Annotated in this window: 13 protein-coding genes; 8 read left to right on the top strand and 5 right to left on the bottom strand. The window is 68.8% G+C overall.

From position 1 onward, the window contains the following. Positions 1–108: 108 nt before the first annotated feature. Both pap and ACYAF3_RS18915 read right to left on the bottom strand, forming a co-directional pair. The gene (pap, locus tag ACYAF3_RS18920; RefSeq protein WP_003102298.1) at positions 109–1,599 is read right to left on the bottom strand and encodes a polyphosphate:AMP phosphotransferase; all 1,491 of its coding nucleotides are present in this window, start codon (positions 1,597–1,599) and stop codon (positions 109–111) included. A gap of 25 nt (positions 1,600–1,624) precedes the next feature. Continuing rightward, positions 1,625–1,744, bottom strand: coding sequence for a hypothetical protein (locus tag ACYAF3_RS18915; RefSeq protein WP_003091936.1), 120 nt, complete (start codon positions 1,742–1,744; stop codon positions 1,625–1,627). On the opposite strand from ACYAF3_RS18915, the gene mnmC reads away from it, so the two are divergent. Next, positions 1,743–3,707 carry a bifunctional tRNA (5-methylaminomethyl-2-thiouridine)(34)-methyltransferase MnmC2/FAD-dependent 5-carboxymethylaminomethyl-2-thiouridine(34) oxidoreductase MnmC1 gene (gene mnmC / locus ACYAF3_RS18910; RefSeq protein ID WP_003158307.1) on the top strand — a complete coding sequence of 655 codons (1,965 nt, stop codon included), beginning with the start codon at positions 1,743–1,745 and terminating at the stop codon, positions 3,705–3,707. The genes ACYAF3_RS18915 and mnmC overlap by 2 nt on opposite strands. Before the next feature lie 100 nt (positions 3,708–3,807). Then, positions 3,808–4,560 carry a sulfite exporter TauE/SafE family protein gene (locus tag ACYAF3_RS18905; RefSeq protein ID WP_003117537.1) on the top strand — a complete coding sequence of 251 codons (753 nt, stop codon included), beginning with the start codon at positions 3,808–3,810 and terminating at the stop codon, positions 4,558–4,560. Between the two features lie 154 nt (positions 4,561–4,714). On the opposite strand, the gene ACYAF3_RS18900 is transcribed toward ACYAF3_RS18905, so the two are convergent. After that, positions 4,715–5,188: a MarR family winged helix-turn-helix transcriptional regulator gene (locus ACYAF3_RS18900; protein ID WP_003091943.1), complete on the bottom strand. Its 474-nt coding sequence runs from the start codon at positions 5,186–5,188 to the stop codon at positions 4,715–4,717. A gap of 142 nt (positions 5,189–5,330) precedes the next feature. Here ACYAF3_RS18900 and ACYAF3_RS18895 point away from each other — a divergent pair, with 142 nt between their 5' ends. The 5 genes from ACYAF3_RS18895 (at position 5,331) to ACYAF3_RS18875 (ending at position 13,265) form a co-directional block, all read left to right on the top strand. Next, on the top strand, positions 5,331–7,100 hold the full coding sequence (locus ACYAF3_RS18895; RefSeq protein ID WP_003119567.1) for an N-acetylglutaminylglutamine amidotransferase: 1,770 nt from the start codon (positions 5,331–5,333) through the stop codon (positions 7,098–7,100). 40 nt (positions 7,101–7,140) lie between these two features. Beyond that, positions 7,141–8,898: an N-acetylglutaminylglutamine synthetase gene (gene ngg, locus ACYAF3_RS18890; protein ID WP_047105437.1), complete on the top strand. Its 1,758-nt coding sequence runs from the start codon at positions 7,141–7,143 to the stop codon at positions 8,896–8,898. Beyond that, positions 8,895–10,091 carry an osmoprotectant NAGGN system M42 family peptidase gene (locus ACYAF3_RS18885; RefSeq protein WP_105579100.1) on the top strand — a complete coding sequence of 399 codons (1,197 nt, stop codon included), beginning with the start codon at positions 8,895–8,897 and terminating at the stop codon, positions 10,089–10,091. The genes ngg and ACYAF3_RS18885 overlap by 4 nt, the downstream gene beginning before the upstream one ends. A 136-nt stretch (positions 10,092–10,227) precedes the next feature. Continuing rightward, positions 10,228–12,984 (top strand): hybrid sensor histidine kinase/response regulator, encoded by a 2,757-nt coding sequence (locus ACYAF3_RS18880; RefSeq protein ID WP_003106637.1) that lies wholly within the window; start codon positions 10,228–10,230, stop codon positions 12,982–12,984. Between the two features lie 50 nt (positions 12,985–13,034). Beyond that, entirely contained in the window at positions 13,035–13,265 is a 231-nt protein-coding gene (locus ACYAF3_RS18875; RefSeq protein ID WP_003091959.1) for a YheU family protein, read from the top strand. A 702-nt stretch (positions 13,266–13,967) separates the two neighbouring features. On the opposite strand, the gene ACYAF3_RS18870 is transcribed toward ACYAF3_RS18875, so the two are convergent. Then, positions 13,968–15,293, bottom strand: coding sequence for a phospholipase C/P1 nuclease family protein (locus ACYAF3_RS18870; RefSeq protein WP_003103745.1), 1,326 nt, complete (start codon positions 15,291–15,293; stop codon positions 13,968–13,970). Between the two features lie 216 nt (positions 15,294–15,509). Between ACYAF3_RS18870 and ACYAF3_RS18865 the strand changes: the two genes are divergently transcribed. Beyond that, positions 15,510–17,225: an MFS transporter gene (locus tag ACYAF3_RS18865; protein WP_003103747.1), complete on the top strand. Its 1,716-nt coding sequence runs from the start codon at positions 15,510–15,512 to the stop codon at positions 17,223–17,225. A gap of 121 nt (positions 17,226–17,346) precedes the next feature. On the opposite strand, the gene ACYAF3_RS18860 is transcribed toward ACYAF3_RS18865, so the two are convergent. Next, positions 17,347–18,687, bottom strand: coding sequence for a DEAD/DEAH box helicase (locus tag ACYAF3_RS18860; protein WP_016852586.1), 1,341 nt, complete (start codon positions 18,685–18,687; stop codon positions 17,347–17,349). Positions 18,688–18,769 lie beyond the last annotated feature (82 nt).

The following is an 18,769-nucleotide window of genomic DNA, read 5'->3' as shown; positions in this document are numbered from 1 at the left end:
GCCGGATCGAGCGAGGATAAGGCGAGGCAATCGCGCGAGGCACCGATCATTCATCCGGCGTATGCGTCGCCATCCCCTGGAGAGGACGGCGCCGCATTCCGGCGGGCCTCACTTGTCCTTCTTGTACGCCGCTTCGATGGCGTCGTTGATGGTGCGCAGCACCTTGACCCGGGCGAAGCGCTTGTCGTTGGCTTCGACCAGGGTCCAGGGCGCGATCTCGGTGCTGGTACGGTCGACCATATCGCCCACCGCGTCCACGTACTGGTCCCACTTGTCGCGGTTGCGCCAGTCTTCCTCGGTGATCTTGTAGCGCTTGTAGGGGGTTTTCTCGCGTTCCTTGAAGCGCTCCATCTGGGTCTGCTTGTCGATCGCCAGCCAGAACTTCACCACGATGATCCCGTACTCGCTGAGCTGCTCCTCGAAGTCATTGATCTCGCCATAGGCGCGTAGCCAGTCGGCCGGTGCGCAGAAGCCCTCGATGCGCTCCACCAGCACGCGGCCGTACCAGGAACGGTCGAAGATGGTGAACTGGCGACGCGCCGGAATGTGCCGCCAGAAGCGCCAGAGATAGGGCTGCGCACGCTCCTCTTCGGTCGGCGCGGCGATCGGCACGATATGGTACTGGCGCGGGTCCAGCGCGTCGGTGACACGGCGGATGGCGCCGCCCTTGCCGGCCGCGTCGTTGCCCTCGAACACCGCGACCAGCGAATGCTGGCGGAAGCGCTTGTCGCGGATCAGCCCGGCCAGGCGGGCCTGCTCGGCGGCGAGCTGCTCCTTGTAGGCGTCCTTGTCCAGGTACTGGCCCAGGTCCAGGGAGTCCAGCAGGCCGCGGTTGTCCAGGCTCGACACCAGCGGCGCGGCGTGCGGCTGGCGCTTGGCGCGCTCCTTGGTGGCCAGCGCGGCCTGCAACCCTTCGAGGAGGATGCGACCGACGGTCAGGGCGCGGTAGCGCTCGTCCACGCCTTCCACCACGTACCAGGGCGCGTAGTCCCGGCTGGTGCGGCGCAGCACGCGCTCGCCGTAATGCACGAAGCGGTCGTAGACCTCGCTCTGCTTCCAGTCCAGCGGACTGAGCTTCCAGCTGTGCTGCGGGTCCTTTTCCAGCGCCTTGAGGCGTTCCTTGAGCTGTTTCTTGGAGAGGTGGAACCAGAACTTGAAGAGCAGCGCGCCTTCGTCGCAGAGCATGCGCTCGAAGCGTTCGGCGGCATCGATGGCCTGATCCAGCTTGGCCTCCTTGATATGCCCCTCGACCCGCGCGTAGAGCATCTGGCTGTACCAGTTGCCGAAGAAGATACCGGTCCGCCCCTTGGGCGGCAGGCGCCGCCAGAAGCGCCACTGCGGCGGCCGCTCCAGTTCCTCGTCGGAGGGACGGAGGAAGCTCTGCACTTCGATCAGGCGCGGGTCCATCCATTCGTTGAGGAGCTTGACCGTCTCCCCCTTGCCGGCGCCCTCGATGCCGTTGATCAGGATGATCACCGGGAAGCGCGCCTGCTGCTTGAGCTCGAACTGCGCCTCGAGCAGCGCTTCGCGCAACTCGATGACGGCCTTCTCGTAGGTGTCCTTGTCGATGCTGTGGCCAACTTCCGCGGATTCGAACATGGAGGTCTCCCTTAACCTGAGTCCTTCAAGGTAGCGGATCGGCGTGCGGCTGTCTGCGCGGCGCCGCGGCATGTTCGCGCAGCGCCTCGCCGCTGGCCGGCAAAGCCCCGTAAAATGCGCCATCCGCTTTTTCAGGTTCTGCCATGTCCGACTTCCAGCATGCCCAGCTCGACTGGGACGAAAACGGCCAGCCGCTATCCCGCGCCTTCGGCGACGTATATTTTTCCCGGCATTCCGGGCTCAACGAGACGCGCCATGTGTTCCTCGCCACCAACCGCCTGGCCGAGCGCTTCGCCGCGCTGGGCGACGGCGAGGTGCTGTGCATCGGCGAGACCGGCTTCGGCACCGGACTGAACTTCCTCTGCGCCTGGCAGCTGTTCGAGCGGGTCGCGCCGGCCGGCGCGCGCCTGGAGTTCGTCAGCGTGGAGAAATTCCCCCTCGCCGCCGCCGACCTGCGCCGCGCCCTGGCGCTATGGCCGGAACTGGCGCCCTGGAGCGAGGCCCTGCTGGGCCAGTACCTTGCCGTGCACCCGGGCTTCCAGCGCCTGGCGTTCGCGGGCGGAAGGGTCGGCCTGACCCTGCTGCTGGGCGATGCCCTGGAGTGCCTGCCGCAGCTCGACGCGCGGGTCGACGCCTGGTTCCTCGATGGCTTCGCCCCGGCGAAGAACCCGGACATGTGGTCGCCCGTACTGTTCGCCGAACTGGCGCGACTGTCGGCGCCGCAGGCGACCCTGGGCACTTTCACCAGCGCCGGTTTCGTTCGCCGAGGGCTGATCGAGGCCGGTTTCGCCATGCAACGGGTACCGGGCTACGGACAGAAGCGCGAGATGCTCAGCGGCACCTACCAGGGGCCGCCGGCGAACGCCGGCAAGCCCTGGTACGCACGCCCCGCGCCCCACGCCGGGCGCCGCGCGGCACTGGTGGTCGGCGGCGGCCTGGCCGGCTGCGCCAGCGCCGCCAGCCTCGCCGCGCGCGGCTGGCAGGTGACCCTGATCGAACGCCATCCCGGCCTCGCCCGGGAAGCCTCGGGCAACCCCCAGGGCGTGCTCTACCTGAAACTCTCGGCCCACGGCACGCCGCTGTCGCGCCTGGTGCTCAGCGGCTTCGGCCATACCCGCCGGCTGCTCGAACGCCTGCGGCGCGGCCACGACTGGGATGCCTGCGGCGTACTGCAACTGGCCTTCGACGCCAAGGAAGCGCAACGCCAGGCGCAACTGGCCGCAGCCTTCCCCGCCGACCTGCTGCACGGCCTGGAGCGCGAGCAGGCCGAGCGCCTCGCCGGCGTCGCCCTGCCCGCCGGCGGCCTGTTCTATCCCGAAGCCGGCTGGGTCCATCCGCCCGCGCTGTGCCAGGCCCTGGCCGCCACCCCCGGGATCACCCTGCTGAGCGGCCGGGCAGTACGCTTGCGCCGCGAGGGCGACGACTGGTGCGCCTACGCCGGCGACGAATGCCTGGCCCGCGCGCCACTCGCGATCCTCGCCACCGCCGCCGACATCCGCGACTTCCCGCCCGCCGCCGAGCTGCCGCTGAAGCGCATTCGCGGGCAGGTCACCCGCCTGCCGGCCACCCCGCAAAGCCGGGCGCTGCGCACCGTGGTCTGCGCCGAGGGCTACGTCGCACCGCCGCGTGGCGACGAACACACCCTCGGCGCCAGCTTCGACTTCAAGAGCGAAGACCTGGCGCCGACCCTCGCCGAACACCAGGGCAACCTCGAACTGCTGCGGGAAATATCCCCCGACCTGTTGCAGCGCCTGGGCGCCGACGACCTGCCGCTGGAGCGCCTGGAAGGCCGCGCGGCATTCCGCTGCACCAGCCCCGACTACCTGCCCCTGGTAGGCCCGCTGGCCGAGCGCGCGGCCTTCGACGAGGCCTACGCGGTGCTCGCCCGCGACGCCCGCCAGGTGCCGGAGCGTGCCTGCCCCTGGCTGCCAGGCCTGTACCTGAACAGCGGCCACGGCTCGCGCGGGCTGATCAGCGCGCCGCTGTCCGGCGAACTGCTGGCGGCGTGGATCTGCGGCGAGCCGCTGCCGCTGCCGCGCGCGGTGGCCGAGGCCTGCCACCCGAACCGCTTCCTGCTGCGCGACCTGGTGCGCGGGCAGCGCGGCTGAAGCCCCGGGCGCACCGATTTGCGCTACCCTTCGGGCCTGCCGCACGCGCAGGCCATACCGGACCACCGGCTGGCTCACCCGCGGAAACAGTTGATCGACGATGGATGTACTGCTCTTCGAATCCCTGGGCATCGGCGCCGTTCTCGGCCTGCTGCTCGGCCTCACCGGCGCCGGCGGCTCGCTGGTCGCCCTGCCCCTGCTGCTCAGCCTGCACCTGCCGCTGCGCGACGCCATCGGCGTGAGCCTCGGCGCGGTCGCCCTGTCGGCGCTGATTGGCGCCATTCCGCGCGCGCGCCAGGGCCAGGTGGCCTGGCGGCCGGTGCTGGTCCTGGCGCTGGCCGGCCTGCCGAGCAACGCCGTCGGCCAATGGCTCGGCCGCTTCGTCCCGGAAGGCGTGCTGATCGTCGCCTTCTGCCTGCTGGTGCTCTGGTCGGCCTGGCGCATGTGGCGCGGCGCCGGGATGAAACGCGAGGCCAGCGACCAGGCACGGAGCCTGCCGCTGCTCGGCATCGGCCTGGCGGTCGGCTTGCTGTCGGGATTGATGGGCGTGGGCGGCGGCTTCCTGGTGGTGCCGGGGCTACTCTGGTTCACCCCGCTGTCGATGATGGCCGCCACCGCCACCTCGATGGCGGTGATCGCGCTGGTCTCCGGCGGCGGCTTCCTGATCTACCTGACCGGCGCCCACCCGCCGCTGCCGCTGCTCGGCGGCCTCGCCGCCGGCGGCGCGGTCGGCGTGCTCGGCGGCAACCTGCTGGCGCAGCGCCTCGGCGGCCCGACCCTGCAACGCCTGTTCGCGCTGATGCTGGTGGCGGTGAGCTTCTCCCTGGCGGCGCAGAAGCTCTACGGCGGGTAGCTTTCCTCGGCGGCCGGGGCACCGGGGAAGCGGCGTTATGCGCCCTACGCGAAGGTCACGCCATGGCGTACAACGCGCTTGTCCACCAGGCATCGGCAGGTTCGCCAGGTAAAGACCGCCGACGCGACTGTCTTTCGTAGCGAACCTGGCGCCCTCACTCTTCTTCGACGTCCTCTTCCGGCAAGCCGAACAGGTCGGCCGCGCGCAGCAGCGCGGCCAGCAGGCCGTGGCGCTCCCACTCGGGCAACGCGGCGAAGCGCTCGATCACGTACTCCGGCAATAGCGGCGGCGCCTCCGCCAGGGCTTCGTGGCCGGCCGGGTCGAGGTGCAGCCAGGACTTGCGCCGGTCCTGTTCGTCGCGCCGACGATAGAGCAGGCCGCGTCCTTCGAGGCGGTCGAGCACGCCGGAGAGCGATGCCTGGGACAGGCTGACCAGCTTGGCCAGTTGCGTCGCGGTCAGTTCTCCCTCCACCGCCAGGACATGCAGGATCAGCAATTGCAGCGGGGTCAGGCCACCGTATCGGCTGAGACGCTTGGAGTGGATTTCGGCGGCCTGCTGGAGACGGCGGATGGCGCGGAAAATAGCGAGCGAATAGGTATCGGCAGCGGTCTTATTACTTTCAACCATAATAAATTCTTCGTTAAGGGTCCTGATAGGCCCGGAAAATTCGTATAGAACTCCTTCCAACTGTAACGGTCCTCTGTTAGGTAAGTCATGTACCCGGAAGGGGTACGCAACCCACTTCCCCAACGGAGAACCGGTAAGGAATATGTGCGGCATATCAGGAGAGTTTCGTTTCGACAACCAGGCAGCCGACCTCGCAGCGGTCGAACGCATCACCCACCACCTGGCCCCTCGCGGCCCCGACGCCTGGGGCTTCCACGCCCAGGGTCCGATCGCCCTCGGACATCGACGGCTGAAGATCATGGACCTGGCGGAAGCTTCCGGCCAACCGATGATCGATCCCGATCTCGGCCTGGCCATGGTGTTCAATGGCGCCATCTACAACTACCCCGAACTGCGTGGCGAACTGGAAAGCCTTGGCTATCGGTTCTTCTCCGGCGGCGACACCGAAGTTCTCTTGAAGGGGTACCATGCCTGGGGCGCCGATTTATTGCCCCGGCTCAATGGGATGTTCGCCTTCGCCGTCTGGGAGCGCGATCGCCAGCGGCTGTTCCTGGCCCGTGACCGACTCGGCATCAAGCCGCTCTACTACAGCCTCGACCGCTCGCGCCTACGCTTCGCCTCGAGCCTGCCGGCCCTGCTCAAGGGCGGCGACATCGCCAGCGACCTCGATCCGCAGGCGCTGAATTTCTACCTCAACTTCCACGCCGTGGTTCCCGCCCCGCACACCTTGCTGGAGGGCGTGAAGAAGCTGCCGCCGGCGACCTGGATGAGCGTCGACCTCGACGGCAGCTGCGAGCAGCGCACCTGGTGGACGCTGGACTACGGCCCACGCCCGGACGAGCGCGAGCTGACGCTCGACGACTGGCAGGAGCGCGTCCTCGACGGCCTCCGCGAAGCAGTGGCGATCCGCCAGCGCGCCGCCCGCGAGGTCGGCGTGCTGCTCTCCGGCGGGGTCGATTCGAGCCTGCTGGTGGGCCTGCTGCACGAAGCCGGGGTGGACAACCTGCTGACCTTCTCCATCGGCTTCGAGGATGCCGGCGGCGAGCGCGGCGACGAGTTCCAGTATTCCGACCTGATCGCCGAGCGCTATCACACCCGCCACCATCGCCTGCGCATCGGCGAGCACGAAGTGATCGAGCAGTTGCCGGCGGCCTTCCGCGCCATGAGCGAGCCGATGGTCAGCCACGACTGCATCGCCTTCTACCTGCTCGCGCGGGAAGTCTCGAAGCACTGCAAGGTGGTGCAGAGCGGCCAGGGCGCCGACGAGCTGTTCGCCGGCTACCACTGGTATCCGAAGGTGGATGGCGCCGACGACGCCTTCGCCGCGTACCGCGCGGCGTTCTTCGACCGCGACCACGAGGAATACCTGGCCACCGTCGGCGAGCGCTTCCGCGTCGAGGACGTCGCCGGGCGCTTCGTCCGCGACCACTTCGCCAGCCCCGGCGCCGAGGCCGCGGTGGATAAGGCGCTGCGCCTGGATAGCACGATCATGCTGGTCGACGACCCGGTCAAGCGGGTCGACAACATGACCATGGCCTGGGGCCTGGAAGCCCGCGTGCCGTTCCTCGACTACCGCCTGGCCGAGCTGTCGGCGCGCATTCCCGCCCGCTTCAAGCTCGGCGACGGCGGCAAGCAGGTGCTCAAGGGTGCCGCGCGCAAGGTGATTCCCAGTGAAGTCATCGACCGGCCCAAGGGCTACTTCCCGGTGCCCGGCCTCAAGCACTTGCAGGGCCGCACCCGCGAATGGGTACGCGAACTGCTGCTCGACCCGAGCCAGGACCGCGGCCTGTTCCAGCCGGCGATATTCGATCGCCTGCTGAGCGATCCGAACGGCGACCTCACACCGCTGCGCGGCTCCAAGCTGTGGCAGCTGGCCGCCCTCAACCTCTGGCTCAGCGAACAGGGACTTTGAAAATGGGCCCCCAACGCAGGGGCCCGAACCAGGAGCGATCATGAAAGGCCACTTGCATCTGCCTCACCCGCACAACCAGCGCCTGCAACGTATCCAGGCGCCCACCTACGAACGCCTCCAGGCGCGTCTCGCCGAAGATCACAGCGAGCCCACCGAGAAACCGCTGAGCATCCACTGCGGCTGGGGCCGCCTGCTGATCGGGCAGACCTACCCGGACGCCGAGGAACTGGCCCGCGACCTGTTGCAGGAAGCCCCCGGCGAACGCGACATCGCGCTCTACGTGGCGGCGCCGCAGCAGGTCCTGGCCCACGCCCCGCAGCAGCTCTTCCTCGATCCCTCGGATACCCTGCGCCTGTGGTTCACCGACTACCGCCCGGCGCGCCGTCCGCCACGCGGTTTCCGCATCCGCCGGGTGCATACCGAGGAGGACTGGGCGGCGATCAACCGCCTGTACCTGGCGCGCGGCATGCTTCCGGTGCAGACCGAGCGCCTCAGCCCGCGCCACCAGGGCGGGCCGATCTACTGGCTGGCCGAGGACGCCGACACTGGCGTCGCGGTAGGCACGGTGATGGGCCTCAACCACGCCAAGGCGTTCCAGGATCCGGAGGGCGGCTCCAGCCTCTGGTGCCTGGCGGTGGACCCGCAATGCAGCCGGCCGGGCGTCGGCGAGGCGCTGGTACGGCACCTGGTCGAGCACTTCATGAGCCGCGAACTGGCTTACCTCGACCTCTCGGTGCTGCACAACAACCAGCAGGCCAAGGCGCTCTACCGCAAGCTCGGCTTCCGCGAACTGGCGACCTTCACCATCAAGCGCAAGAACGGCATCAACCAGTCGCTGTTCCTCGGCCCCGGCCCGGAGGAAGACCTCAACCCCTACGCCCGGATCATCGTCGACGAAGCCCACCGGCGCGGCATCGAGGTGCGCGTCGACGACGCCGAGGGCGGCCTGTTCACCCTGACCCAGGGCGGCCGGCAGATCCGCTGCCGTGAATCGCTCTCCGACCTGACCACGGCGGTAAGCATGACCCTCTGCCAGGACAAGGTCCTCACCCACCGCGCCCTGCAGCACGCCGGCCTGCGCCAGCCACAGCAGCGCCTGGCCGGCAGCGCGGAGGAAAACGCCGCGTTCCTCGCCGAGCACGGTTCGCTGGTGGTCAAGCCGGTGGACGGCGAGCAGGGCCAGGGCGTGGCGGTGGACCTGCGCACCGCGGAAGAGGTCGAGGAGGCCATCGAGGCCGCCCGCCATTTCGATTCGCGCGTGCTGCTGGAGAGCTACCACGCCGGCCACGACCTGCGCGTGCTGGTGATTGGCTACGAGGTGGTGGCCGCCGCCATCCGTCGTCCCGCCGCGGTGATCGGCGACGGCCGGCACAGCATCCGCGAGCTGATCGAGGCGCAGAGCCGCCGGCGCCAGGCCGCCACCGGCGGGGAAAGCCGCATCCCGCTCGACCACGAGACCGAGCGCACCCTGCGGGCCGCCGGCTATGGCTACGACGACGTGCTGCCCAGCGGCGAACACCTGGCCGTGCGACGCACCGCCAACCTGCACACCGGCGGCATCCTCGAGGACGTCACCGACGCCCTCCATCCGGCCCTCCGCGAGGCCGCGATCCAGGCCGCGCGGGCCCTGGAAATACCGGTGGTGGGCCTGGACTTCCTGGTCGAGGCCGCCGACCAGCCCCACTACGTGATCATCGAAGCCAACGAGCGCGCCGGCCTGGCCAACCACGAGCCGCAGCCGACCGCCGAACGCTTCGTCGATCTTCTCTTCCCCCTCAGCCGCGAGGTGCCTTCATGACCCCTCTGCCACAACCGGACCTCAACTACCTGCAACGGGTGCTGCTGGAGATGCTCGCCATCCCCAGCCCCACCGGCTTCACCGATACCATCGTGCGCTATGTCGCCGAGCAGCTCGACGAACTTGGCGTGCCCTTCGAGATGACTCGCCGGGGAACCATCCGGGCGACCCTCCAGGGCCGCCTGAATACCCCCGACCGGGCGGTTTCCGCGCACCTCGACACGATCGGCGCGCTGGTCCGCGAGATCAAGCCCAACGGCCGCCTCGGCCTGGCCCCGGTAGGCTGCTGGTCGAGCCGCTTCGCCGAGGGTAGCCGGGTCACGGTGTTCACCGAACAGGGCGTGTTCCGTGGCAGCGTGCTGCCGCTGCTGGCTTCGGGCCACGCCTTCAATACCGAGGTGGACAACCTGAAGATCAGTTGGGACAACATCGAGCTGCGTCTCGACGCCTATACCGCCAGTCGCGCCGACAGCGAGAGACTGGGCATCTCGGTGGGTGACTACGTGGCCTTCGATCCGCTGCCGGAGTTCACCGAGAGCGGCCATATCAGCGCCCGCCACCTGGACGACAAGGCCGGGGTCGCGGCGCTGCTGGCGGCGCTGAAGGCGGTCAAGGAAAGCGGCCAGGAGCCGCCGATCGACTGCCACCCGCTGTTCACCATCACCGAGGAAGTCGGCTCCGGCGCCGCCGGCGCCCTGCCCTGGGACGTCAGCGAGTTCGTCGGCATCGACATCGCCCCGGTGGCCGAAGGCCAGAATTCCAACGAGCACAGCGTCAGCGTGGCCATGCAGGACTCCGGCGGGCCCTACGACTTCCATCTGTCGCGGCACCTGCTGCGGCTCGGCGAGCGCCACGACATCGCCCTGCGCCGCGACCTGTTCCGCTACTACCACAGCGACGCGCAGTCGGCGATCGCCGCCGGCCACGACACCCGCGCCGCGCTGCTGGCGTTCGGCTGCGACGCCACCCACGGCTACGAGCGCACGCACATCGACAGTCTCGCCGCGCTGAGCCGCCTGCTCACCGCCTACATCCTCAGCCCGCCGGTCTTCGCCAGCGACGCCAAGCCCCGGGAAACCTCGCTGGAACGCTTCAACAAGCAGCTCGAGCATCCGGTGCACATGGAAAGCTGCACCCACGTCCCGCCGGTGGACGAAGTGCTCGACAGCAGCAACAACAGCGACAAGGACTGAACCCGCGCCGGCCTCCCCGCCCCCGGGGAGGCCGCCCTCCTCTCCAGCCAACTGCTAGGCTGATGGCAGGTTCCCTCGCCTGTCTCGTTTCCTCCGTAGCATCATGCGTGCCGACTCGTGTCCATGGAGTAGTTGCATGTCCCGACTCTGCCTGGTCCTGCTGTTGCTCTGCTGCGCGCTGCCGGCCCGGGCGCAGCCGCCCGCGCCGCTGGACGGAGAGGACCTGCGCCTGTCCCTGGGCGCATACGCCGAGTACTACCGCGACGCCGGCGGCAAGGCGCGCCTGGGCGACATCCTCGCCTTGCCGGCGCAGGCCTTCGCCGCCCTGCGCGGCGACCACGCGAACTTCGGCAAGAACGCCGCAGCCTGGTGGTTCAGGGTGCGCCTGGACAACCGCAACGGCACCGACCTGGCCGGTTTCCTGGAGATCAACTACCCGCTGCTGGACGACCTCAAGGTCTATCTGCTGACCGCCGATGGGCGCATCGAACAGCAGGAGAGCGGCGACCTGTTCGCCTTCTCCCAGCGCCCGGTGCAAGTGCGCAACTTCTGGTTCCCGCTGCGACTGCCGCCCGGCGAGAGCACCCTGCTGCTGCGCGTGCAGAGCACCAGCACCGTCTACGTGCCGCTGTACTTCAGCACCTACGCGGCCAGCGCGGCCAGCCAGGAAACCCTGATGGGCTTCAACGGGGCCTTCTACGGGGTGCTGTTCGGGTTGTTCTGCTACAACCTGTTCCTCTTCGTCTCGCTACGCGAGGCCACCTATGCCTGGTACCTGCTGTACAACCTCAGCCTCGGCCTGTTTTCCGCCAGCTTCGACGGCCTGCTGTTCAAGCTGCTGCCCGGACACGTGGCGCTGGAGTCGGCCGGCATCTACCTGCTGATGTACCTGAGCTGCCTGGTGTCGATCCAGTTCAGCCGCGGCTACCTCTACACCCGCCGCGACTTCCCGCGCCTCGACCGCTTCCTCCGCGGCCTGCTGCTGGCCTGCGTGGTCCTGTTGGCCAGCGAGCCGCTGGTGGGGCTGCGCGCCTGGAACGTCCTCGCCAGCCTGACGGTGATGCTGGTCTCCCTCAGCCTGCTGCTGGCCGGCGTCCACGTCTGGCGCCAGGGCCTGCGCTACGGCCTCTACTACATCCTGGCCTGGGGCGCGCTGCTGCTGTCGTTCCTGGTCACCACCGCCGCCTCGCTGGGCTTCGAACTGTTCGGCCTGTTCGGCAGCAGCGTGGTCAAGATCGGCATGACCGTGGAACTGGTGACCCTGTCCATCGGCCTCGCCGACCGCATCAATGCGCTCAAGGAGGAAGGCTTCCGCTCGCGCCAGGCGGCCGAGCAGGCGCGGGTGGAGAACGAGGCGAAGAGCCGCTTCCTGGCGAAGATGAGCCATGAGATTCGCACCCCGCTGAACGGCGTGCTGGGCATGCTGCAACTGCTCCGCGACACCCCGCTGGACCGCGGCCAGGCGGCCTACGTGGAGACCATCGCCAGCTCCGGCAGCGCGCTGATGTCGGTGATCAACGATATCCTCGACTACGCTCGCATCGAGTCCGGCAAGCTGCACCTGGAGCGCATCGACTTCGACCTGGAGGAACTGCTCTCCGACACCCTGGCGCTGTTCAGCGCCCAGGCCGTGGAAAAACGCCTGCGCCTGCATCTCGGCCTGGACAGGGGCGTGCCGCGCCGCCTCAACGGCGACCCGACGCGGTTGCGCCAGGTACTGATGAACCTGCTCAGCAATGCCCTCAAGTTCACCGCCGAAGGCCATGTCGCCGTGCGCGTGCAGCGGCGCTTCGACGAGGGCGGACACGAGCGCCTGCTGTACAGCGTCAGCGACAGCGGCATCGGGATATCCGCCCAGGCGCAGAAGACCCTGTTCGAATCCTTCTCCCAGGCCGACTCCAGCACCACCCGCCGCTACGGCGGCAGCGGCCTGGGCCTGGCGATCAGCCGCGAGCTGGTGCAGATGATGGGCGGGCGCATCGAGGTGAGCAGCGAGCCGGGCAAGGGCACCCGGTTCAGCGTCGACCTGCCGCTCAGCCCCGCCCTCGACGCCGGCGAAGCGGACGAACTGGCGCAACTGCTGCAACACCGCCCGGCCCTGCTGGCCAGCGAGGACAACCTGACCCTGGACTGCCTGCAGGCATTGCTGGAGCGTTGGGGACTGCGGGTCGAACGCTGCCTGCAGCCGAGACGGCTGAACGCCTACCTGGAGGACTTCAGCGCACCGCCCCTGCTGGTCCTGGCGGCGCCCTGGCCGGGGCCGCCGTCGATCTGGCTGGACACCCTCTATGCGCAACTGGAGCAAGGCCAGCGCATCCTCCTGCTATGCCCGCCGCAGCACTGCCAGGACCTGCCGCCGCACGAAGGCCTGCGCCTGCTGGCCCTGGCCCAGCCGGTGGCGGTGAAGGCCCTGCGCGAAGCCCTGCTGGAACTGTACCGGGAGCGGCGCCGACAGCCAGGGCGGAGCAGCGAGGCGGCCCCGGACGAACGCCTGGACGCCCCATGCATCCTGGTCGCCGAGGACAACCCGGTGAACCAGCTGGTGGTGCGCGGCTTCCTCGCCAAGCGCGGCTACGCGGTGCGCCTGGCCGGCAACGGACGGCTCGCGCTGGACGAGTACCTGCGCGATCCGAACGGCATCCAGTTGATCCTGATGGATGGCGAGATGCCGGAAATGGACGGCTTCGAGGCGACCCGCCTGATCCGCCGGGAGGAGCGTGCCCAGGGCTGGCCACGCGTACCGATCGTCGCCCTGACCGCGCACATCCTCGACGAACACCGCCGGGCCGGAATCGAGGCCGGCATGGACGCCTACCTCGGCAAGCCGGTAGACCGGGCGGAACTCTATGCCACCCTCGAACGCCTGCTCGGCCAGCCTTCGCGACAGGCATGACAGTGCGCGATGCGTCGCGCTAGCATTCGCCGCCATACCGGAGTACCGCCATGCTGATCCCCCACGACCTGCTCGAAGCCGACACCCTGAACAACCTGCTGGAAGACTTCGTCACCCGCGAAGGCACCGACAATGGCGACGAGACCCCGCTGGACGTGCGTGTAGAACGCGCCCGGCATGCCTTGCGGCGGGGCGAGGCGGTGATCCTGTTCGACCCGGAGAGCCAGCAGTGCCAGTTGATGTTGCGCAGCGAGGTGCCTGCGGAGCTGTTGCGCGACTGAGTCTCGGCATCGCCCCGCCTGGCGGGGCGGGTTCGCCGCCCTGCACACCCCGGAAACGCCGGACTGCGCCCCAGCTCCGCAGGGCGAATAGCCGCTCGCGGTCATCCGCCGCTCATCCGCGACATCGGCGGATAACGCCCATGGCGTTATTCGCCCTGCACACCCCGGAACCGCCGGACTGCGCCCCCGCTCCGTAGGGCGAATAACCGCTCGCGGTCATCCGCCGCTCATCCGCGACATCGGCGGATAACGCCCATGGCGTTATTCGCCCTACACACCCCGGAAACGCCGGACTGCGCCCCAGCTCCGTAGGGCGAATAACCGCTCGCGGTTATCCGCCACTCATCCGCGACATCGGCGGATAACGCCCATGGCGTTATTCGCCCTGCACACCCCGGAACCGCCGGACTGCGCCCCCGCTCCGTAGGGCGAATAACCGCTAGCGGTCATCCGCCGCTCATCCGCGACATCGGCGGATAACGCCCATGGCGTTATTCGCCCTACACACCCCGAAAAAGCCGGACTGCGCCCCCGCTCCGTAGGGCGAATAACCGCTCGCGGTCATCCGCCGCTCATCCGCGACATCGGCGGATAACGCCCATGGCGTTATTCGCCCTACACACCCCGGAAACGCCGGACAGCGTCCCCGCTCCGTAGGGCGAATAACCGCTCGCGGTTATCCGCCGCTTATCCGCCGCCCCCTCACTCCTTCGCCCCACCCTCCTCCGTCTCCAACGCCGCCCTGACGATGTTCCGGCTATGCGCGCCGAAATGCCCGATCAGCTCGATCAGTTGCGCGTTCAGCGCCGCATTGTCGTGGGCCTCAGGGCGTGGCTGGTTGCTCTCGCTGAAGTCCTGCGCGGCGGAGGCCGGGCGGGCGGCCAGCCATTCGCCGATGGCGGCGTCGAAGGCCGCGGCGTGGGCGTTCGACTCGGCGGCCACCACCTCGCGCAAGTAGGTCGGCGAATAGGCCGGATAGGCACCGTCGCGGCGGGTGTCGGCGTAGGCGTCGAGCATCGGCTGCGGGCGGCCGTCGCGGAGCAGTTGGCGCAGCCAGTCGAACTGGTATTTCTCCACCGCGGTATGGCGGTTCGCGACACGCTCGATGGCCGCCTGCTTTTCCTCCGGGTAGCCGAGCAATGCCTTGCCCTCCATCTGTAGCATCGCCGCCAGGCTGGCACCGGGCAGCGGCGTGGAGTGGTAGGGCTGGGTGATGTCCTGGATGTAGTGCATGCCCCAGCCAAGGAACCGGTAGCCCCAGTAAGGATGACCGTTGGCGAAGGCGAAGCGGGACAGGCCGAAGTACTGGTAGGCACGCCATTCCGGCCAGGCCCGGGCGAGGAACGGCGCGCCGCTGTAGATCACCGCCGCCTCGTGATAGAAGCCCATGTGGAACGGCGCCTGGGAGCTGAACTCGAAGCGCGGGTCGCCGAATGGCTGGGTGCCGAAGCCGTAGCGCTGGCCGGCTTCGCCGGGGTTGTCGCTGAACAGGTTGATGTCGTGGCCGTAGTCCGGTTCGTCGGCGGCGGTGGCCAGCACTGCCAGGGGCGCGACTCGCTCGCCGGGCTCCAGGCGGATGAAACGCCAGGCGGTCCACGGCGAGAGGTTCTGGAACACCAGCACCTCCTGTGGCTTGAGGTGCGGGCGCTGCGGCTGGTCCTGCCCGGGAAGCGGCTGGAGCGCCAGCGCCAGGCGGATCTCCGGGTTGACCCGCAGCGCCGCGAGGAACGCCTGACGCAAGTCGCCGGCCTCGCCCTCGGCAGCGAAGCGCAGGGCGTCCGGACGCGCCGGGTAGTTGCCGATATGCGCTCGGGCGTAGGCTTCCTGCTCGTCCAGCAGGGCGGCCAGTCCGCCGCGCTCGGCGGCGAGGAACGCCTCCAGCGGCTCCACCTCGACTTCCGGCGCCTCGCGGATGGCCGCCAGCTCGCGCAATGCCAGGTAGCTGCCCACCGTATGGTTGGACCAGGCCCACAGGCTCGGCGAGACGACCCACGCCCCCAGCAGCAGGCAACGCAACAGCAACTTCATCGGCTTTTCGCTCTTGTCTCGACTCGGTGCCGGCAAGCCTACCAATGCGGGACACCCAGGGCACTGTCCTGCCTGGACATCGGAACTCTCCGATAGCGCCATCGGACCAATGTCTATCCACGCCGGGCCGGCCCCATGACCGCCATCAATGGCGCCCAGGCGCCAGGCGGCTAGACTTTCCCGACATCAGGCACGCTGATACAAGGCACCCATCTGATGCTCCAGTCCGTTTCGCCCAAGCACGACCTGCCCCTCAAACCCGAAGGCCAAGCGGCCAAGCCAGAACGCACCGGCACCTGGGCGCCGTTCTCGATCCAGGCCTTCCGCATCATCTGGATCTGCAACCTGTTCGCCAACCTCGGCACCTGGGCCCAGTCGGTGGCCGCCGCCTGGGTGGTCACCGACGCCCACGCCAGCCCGCTGATGGTGGCGATGATCCAGGTCGCCGCGGCACTGCCGCTGGTGCTGCTGTCGATCCTCTCCGGGGTCATCGCCGACAACCACGACCGGCGCAAGATCATGCTCTGGGGGCTCAGCTTCGAGATGACCGGAGCGATGTTCGCCACCCTGCTGGCCTTCCTCGGCTACCTCGACCCGGTGCTGCTGATCATCTCCATCCTCTGGATCTCCCTCGGCGGCTCGGTGACCATCCCGGCCTGGCAGGCGGCGGTCAACGAGCAGGTGCCGGCGCGCATGGTCAGCGACGCGGTGCTGCTCAACAGCGTCAACTACAACGTCGCCCGCGCCGCCGGCCCGGCCCTCGGCGGCCTGCTGCTGAGCGCGGTGGGACCGGCCTGGGTGTTCCTGTTCAACAGCTTCTGCTACATGGCCCTGATCTGGGCGATCTGGCAGTGGCGGCGCGACGTGCCCAAGCGCAGCCTGCCGCCGGAAGGCATCCTCGAAGGCGTCACCGCGGCGCTGCGCTTCACCCAGTACTCAACCGTCACCCGCCTGGTGATGATGCGCTCCTTCGCCTTCGGCCTCTCCGCCAGCGCGGTCTGGGCCCTGCTGCCGCTGCTGGCGCACCGCAACCCGGACGGCGACGCGGCGATCTACGGCTACATGCTCGGCGCCCTCGGCCTCGGCGCGATCCTCGGCAGCACCCAGGTCTCGCGTCTGCGCCAGCGGATCGGCAGCAGCCGGCTGATCAGCCTGGCCGGCTTCACCCTGGCGCTGATCCTGCTGACCCTCGGCCTGGTGGACAACCTCTGGGTCCTGTTCCCGGTGCTGATCCTCGGTGGCGGCTGCTGGATCGGCGCCCTCGCCACCTACAACTCGGCGGTGCAGATCCTCGTCCCCGACTGGATCAAGGCGCGCGCCCTGGCGCTGTACCAGACCGCGCTGTACGGTGGCCTGGCGCTGGGTTCGTTCCTCTGGGGCCATCTCGCCGAGACCATGACCGTGCACGGCGCGCTGCTGGCCGCCGGCTGCCTGCTGCTGGCCTCGGTGATCCTCCTGTACAACTCGCGCCTGCCGGAAATGGACGCCGCCAGTATTTCCCGCGCGCCGGCGAGCATGCCCGGGCAGCCGAGCTTCGTCTTCAACACGCGGCGGGGCATGGTGCTGGTCTCCATCGAATACCGGATTCCCGCCGAGCGCACCCGCGACTTCGTTCGCGCCGCCCAGCCGCTGCGCCGCCTGCGCCTGCGCAACGGCGCGGAGCGCTGGTCGCTGTTCCGCGACGTGAGCAACCCGGAGGTCTGGCAGGAACTGTTCCTGGTGGACAACTGGATCCAGCACCTGCGCATGCTCGACCGCATGACCCTGGCCGACAAGATCGTCATCGACAACGTCACCGCCCTGCATGCCGGCGACGGTCCGCCGCAGATCCGCCATTGCGTGAGCTACGAGGCGAGCAGCTACGATACGCCGCTGGTGAAGAGTGCCACGCCGCCGGCCAACGACGAGGCGGGCGCGACGGCGGGGAGCTGAGAACGGGGCCAGGCAGTCCCCCGGGGCGGACAGCGCCAGCGGCGTTATCCGCCATCCAACGCCGGCGCGGCGGATAACCGCAAACGGTTATCCGCCCTCCGAAGCGGTCGGCGGCGCGCGATCACTCCGCCGTCGGCTTCTTGCGCTTGAGCGGCGCCATGCCGTCGGCGCTGACCACCGCCGACGGCCCGGCCTTCGGCCGCGCGGCGGGCTTGCGCTTGGCCGCGGGCTTGGCGGCGGCGCCCTTCCTGTCCTGCTTTTTCTTCTTGCTGCCGGCGGCCTTGCCCGACGCCTTGAGTTTCTTCGGCCCCTGGTAGGCGGCCTTCAGTTCCTTGATGTTGCGTCGTTCGAAGTTCTGCTTGAGGTAGCGTTCGACGCTCGACATCAGGTTCCAGTCGCCATGGCAGATCAGCGAGATCGCCAGGCCCTCGGCGCCGGCGCGACCGGTCCGGCCGATGCGGTGCACGTACTCGTCGCCGCTGCGCGGCATGTCGAAGTTGATCACCAGGTCCAGGCCTTCGACGTCCAGGCCGCGTGCGGCGACGTCGGTGGCGACGAGGATCTTCACCGCGCCCTGCTTCAGGCGCTCGATGGCCAGCTTGCGGTCCTTCTGGTCCTTCTCGCCATGCAGGACGAAGACCTTGTGCTGGTTGGCGATCAGCCGCCCGGTCAGGCGATCGGCGGAGACCCGGGTATTGGTGAAGACGATGGCCTTGGTGTAGGTCTCGTTGCTCAGCAGCCATTGCAGCAACTGTTCCTTGTGCGCCACGTCGTCGGCGGTGATGACCTGCTGGCGGACGTTCTCGTTCAGCTCGCCGACCTGGTTCAGGCGCAGCACTTGCGGCTCGCGCAGCACCTCGGCGATCACCTTGTTCAATCCGGCGCCGCTGTGGGTGGCGGAGAACAGCAGGGTCTGGCGCTCGGCCGGGCAGGCATTGGCCAGGGCCAGCACGTCGTCGGCGAAGCCCATGTCGAGCATGCGGTCGGCCTCGTCCAGCACCAGCACCTCGATGTCCTGCAACGGCAGGTTGCCGGCGTTGCGCTGCTCGAGCAGGCGGCCGGGGGTGCCGATGATGATCTCCGGGTTCTTGCGCAGGCGCGCGCCCTGCACCTTGAAGTCCTCGCCGCCAGTGATCAGGCAGGCCTTGATGAAGGTGAACTGGGCGAAGCGCTCGACTTCCTTGAGGGTCTGCTGGGCCAGCTCGCGGGTCGGCAGGAGGATCAGCGCGCGCGCCAGGGAGCGCGGCTTGTCCTCGGCCAGCAGGCGGTGCAGCAGCGGCAGCAGGAAGGCCGCGGTCTTGCCGCTGCCGGTCTGCGCCGTGACCCGCAGGTCGTGCCCCTCCAGCGCCTTGGGAATGGCCGCGGCCTGGACCGGCGTCGGCTCGCTGAAGGACAGGCTTTCCAGTGCCTTCAGCAGGCGTTCGTGGAGGGGAAATTGGCTGAACAAGGGAAACCTCGGCATTGCACGTGAAAATGGACAGGTGCATAGCCTAACGGTTGCCGCGCCGGCGCGCAGGCTTTATTCGCGCGGCGCGACGGCCAGC

Source organism: Pseudomonas sp. TZ252, assembly GCF_056110345.1.
Note: the sequence above shows the minus strand (reverse complement) of the source record. Positions and strands in the feature narration are given on the sequence as shown.

Bases quoted from the DNA above. Each gene is read 5' to 3' on its own strand.
- pap (WP_003102298.1), bottom strand. From the start codon at position 1,599: ATGTTCGAATCCGCGGAAGTTGGCCACAGCATCGACAAGGACACCTAC.
- mnmC (WP_003158307.1), top strand. From the start codon at position 1,743: ATGTCCGACTTCCAGCATGCCCAGCTCGACTGGGACGAAAACGGCCAG.
- ACYAF3_RS18915 (WP_003091936.1), bottom strand. From the start codon at position 1,744: ATGGCAGAACCTGAAAAAGCGGATGGCGCATTTTACGGGGCTTTGCCG.
- ACYAF3_RS18905 (WP_003117537.1), top strand. From the start codon at position 3,808: ATGGATGTACTGCTCTTCGAATCCCTGGGCATCGGCGCCGTTCTCGGC.
- ACYAF3_RS18900 (WP_003091943.1), bottom strand. From the start codon at position 5,188: ATGGTTGAAAGTAATAAGACCGCTGCCGATACCTATTCGCTCGCTATT.
- ACYAF3_RS18895 (WP_003119567.1), top strand. From the start codon at position 5,331: ATGTGCGGCATATCAGGAGAGTTTCGTTTCGACAACCAGGCAGCCGAC.
- ngg (WP_047105437.1), top strand. From the start codon at position 7,141: ATGAAAGGCCACTTGCATCTGCCTCACCCGCACAACCAGCGCCTGCAA.
- ACYAF3_RS18885 (WP_105579100.1), top strand. From the start codon at position 8,895: ATGACCCCTCTGCCACAACCGGACCTCAACTACCTGCAACGGGTGCTG.
- ACYAF3_RS18880 (WP_003106637.1), top strand. From the start codon at position 10,228: ATGTCCCGACTCTGCCTGGTCCTGCTGTTGCTCTGCTGCGCGCTGCCG.
- ACYAF3_RS18875 (WP_003091959.1), top strand. From the start codon at position 13,035: ATGCTGATCCCCCACGACCTGCTCGAAGCCGACACCCTGAACAACCTG.
- ACYAF3_RS18870 (WP_003103745.1), bottom strand. From the start codon at position 15,293: ATGAAGTTGCTGTTGCGTTGCCTGCTGCTGGGGGCGTGGGTCGTCTCG.
- ACYAF3_RS18865 (WP_003103747.1), top strand. From the start codon at position 15,510: ATGCTCCAGTCCGTTTCGCCCAAGCACGACCTGCCCCTCAAACCCGAA.
- ACYAF3_RS18860 (WP_016852586.1), bottom strand. From the start codon at position 18,687: ATGCCGAGGTTTCCCTTGTTCAGCCAATTTCCCCTCCACGAACGCCTG.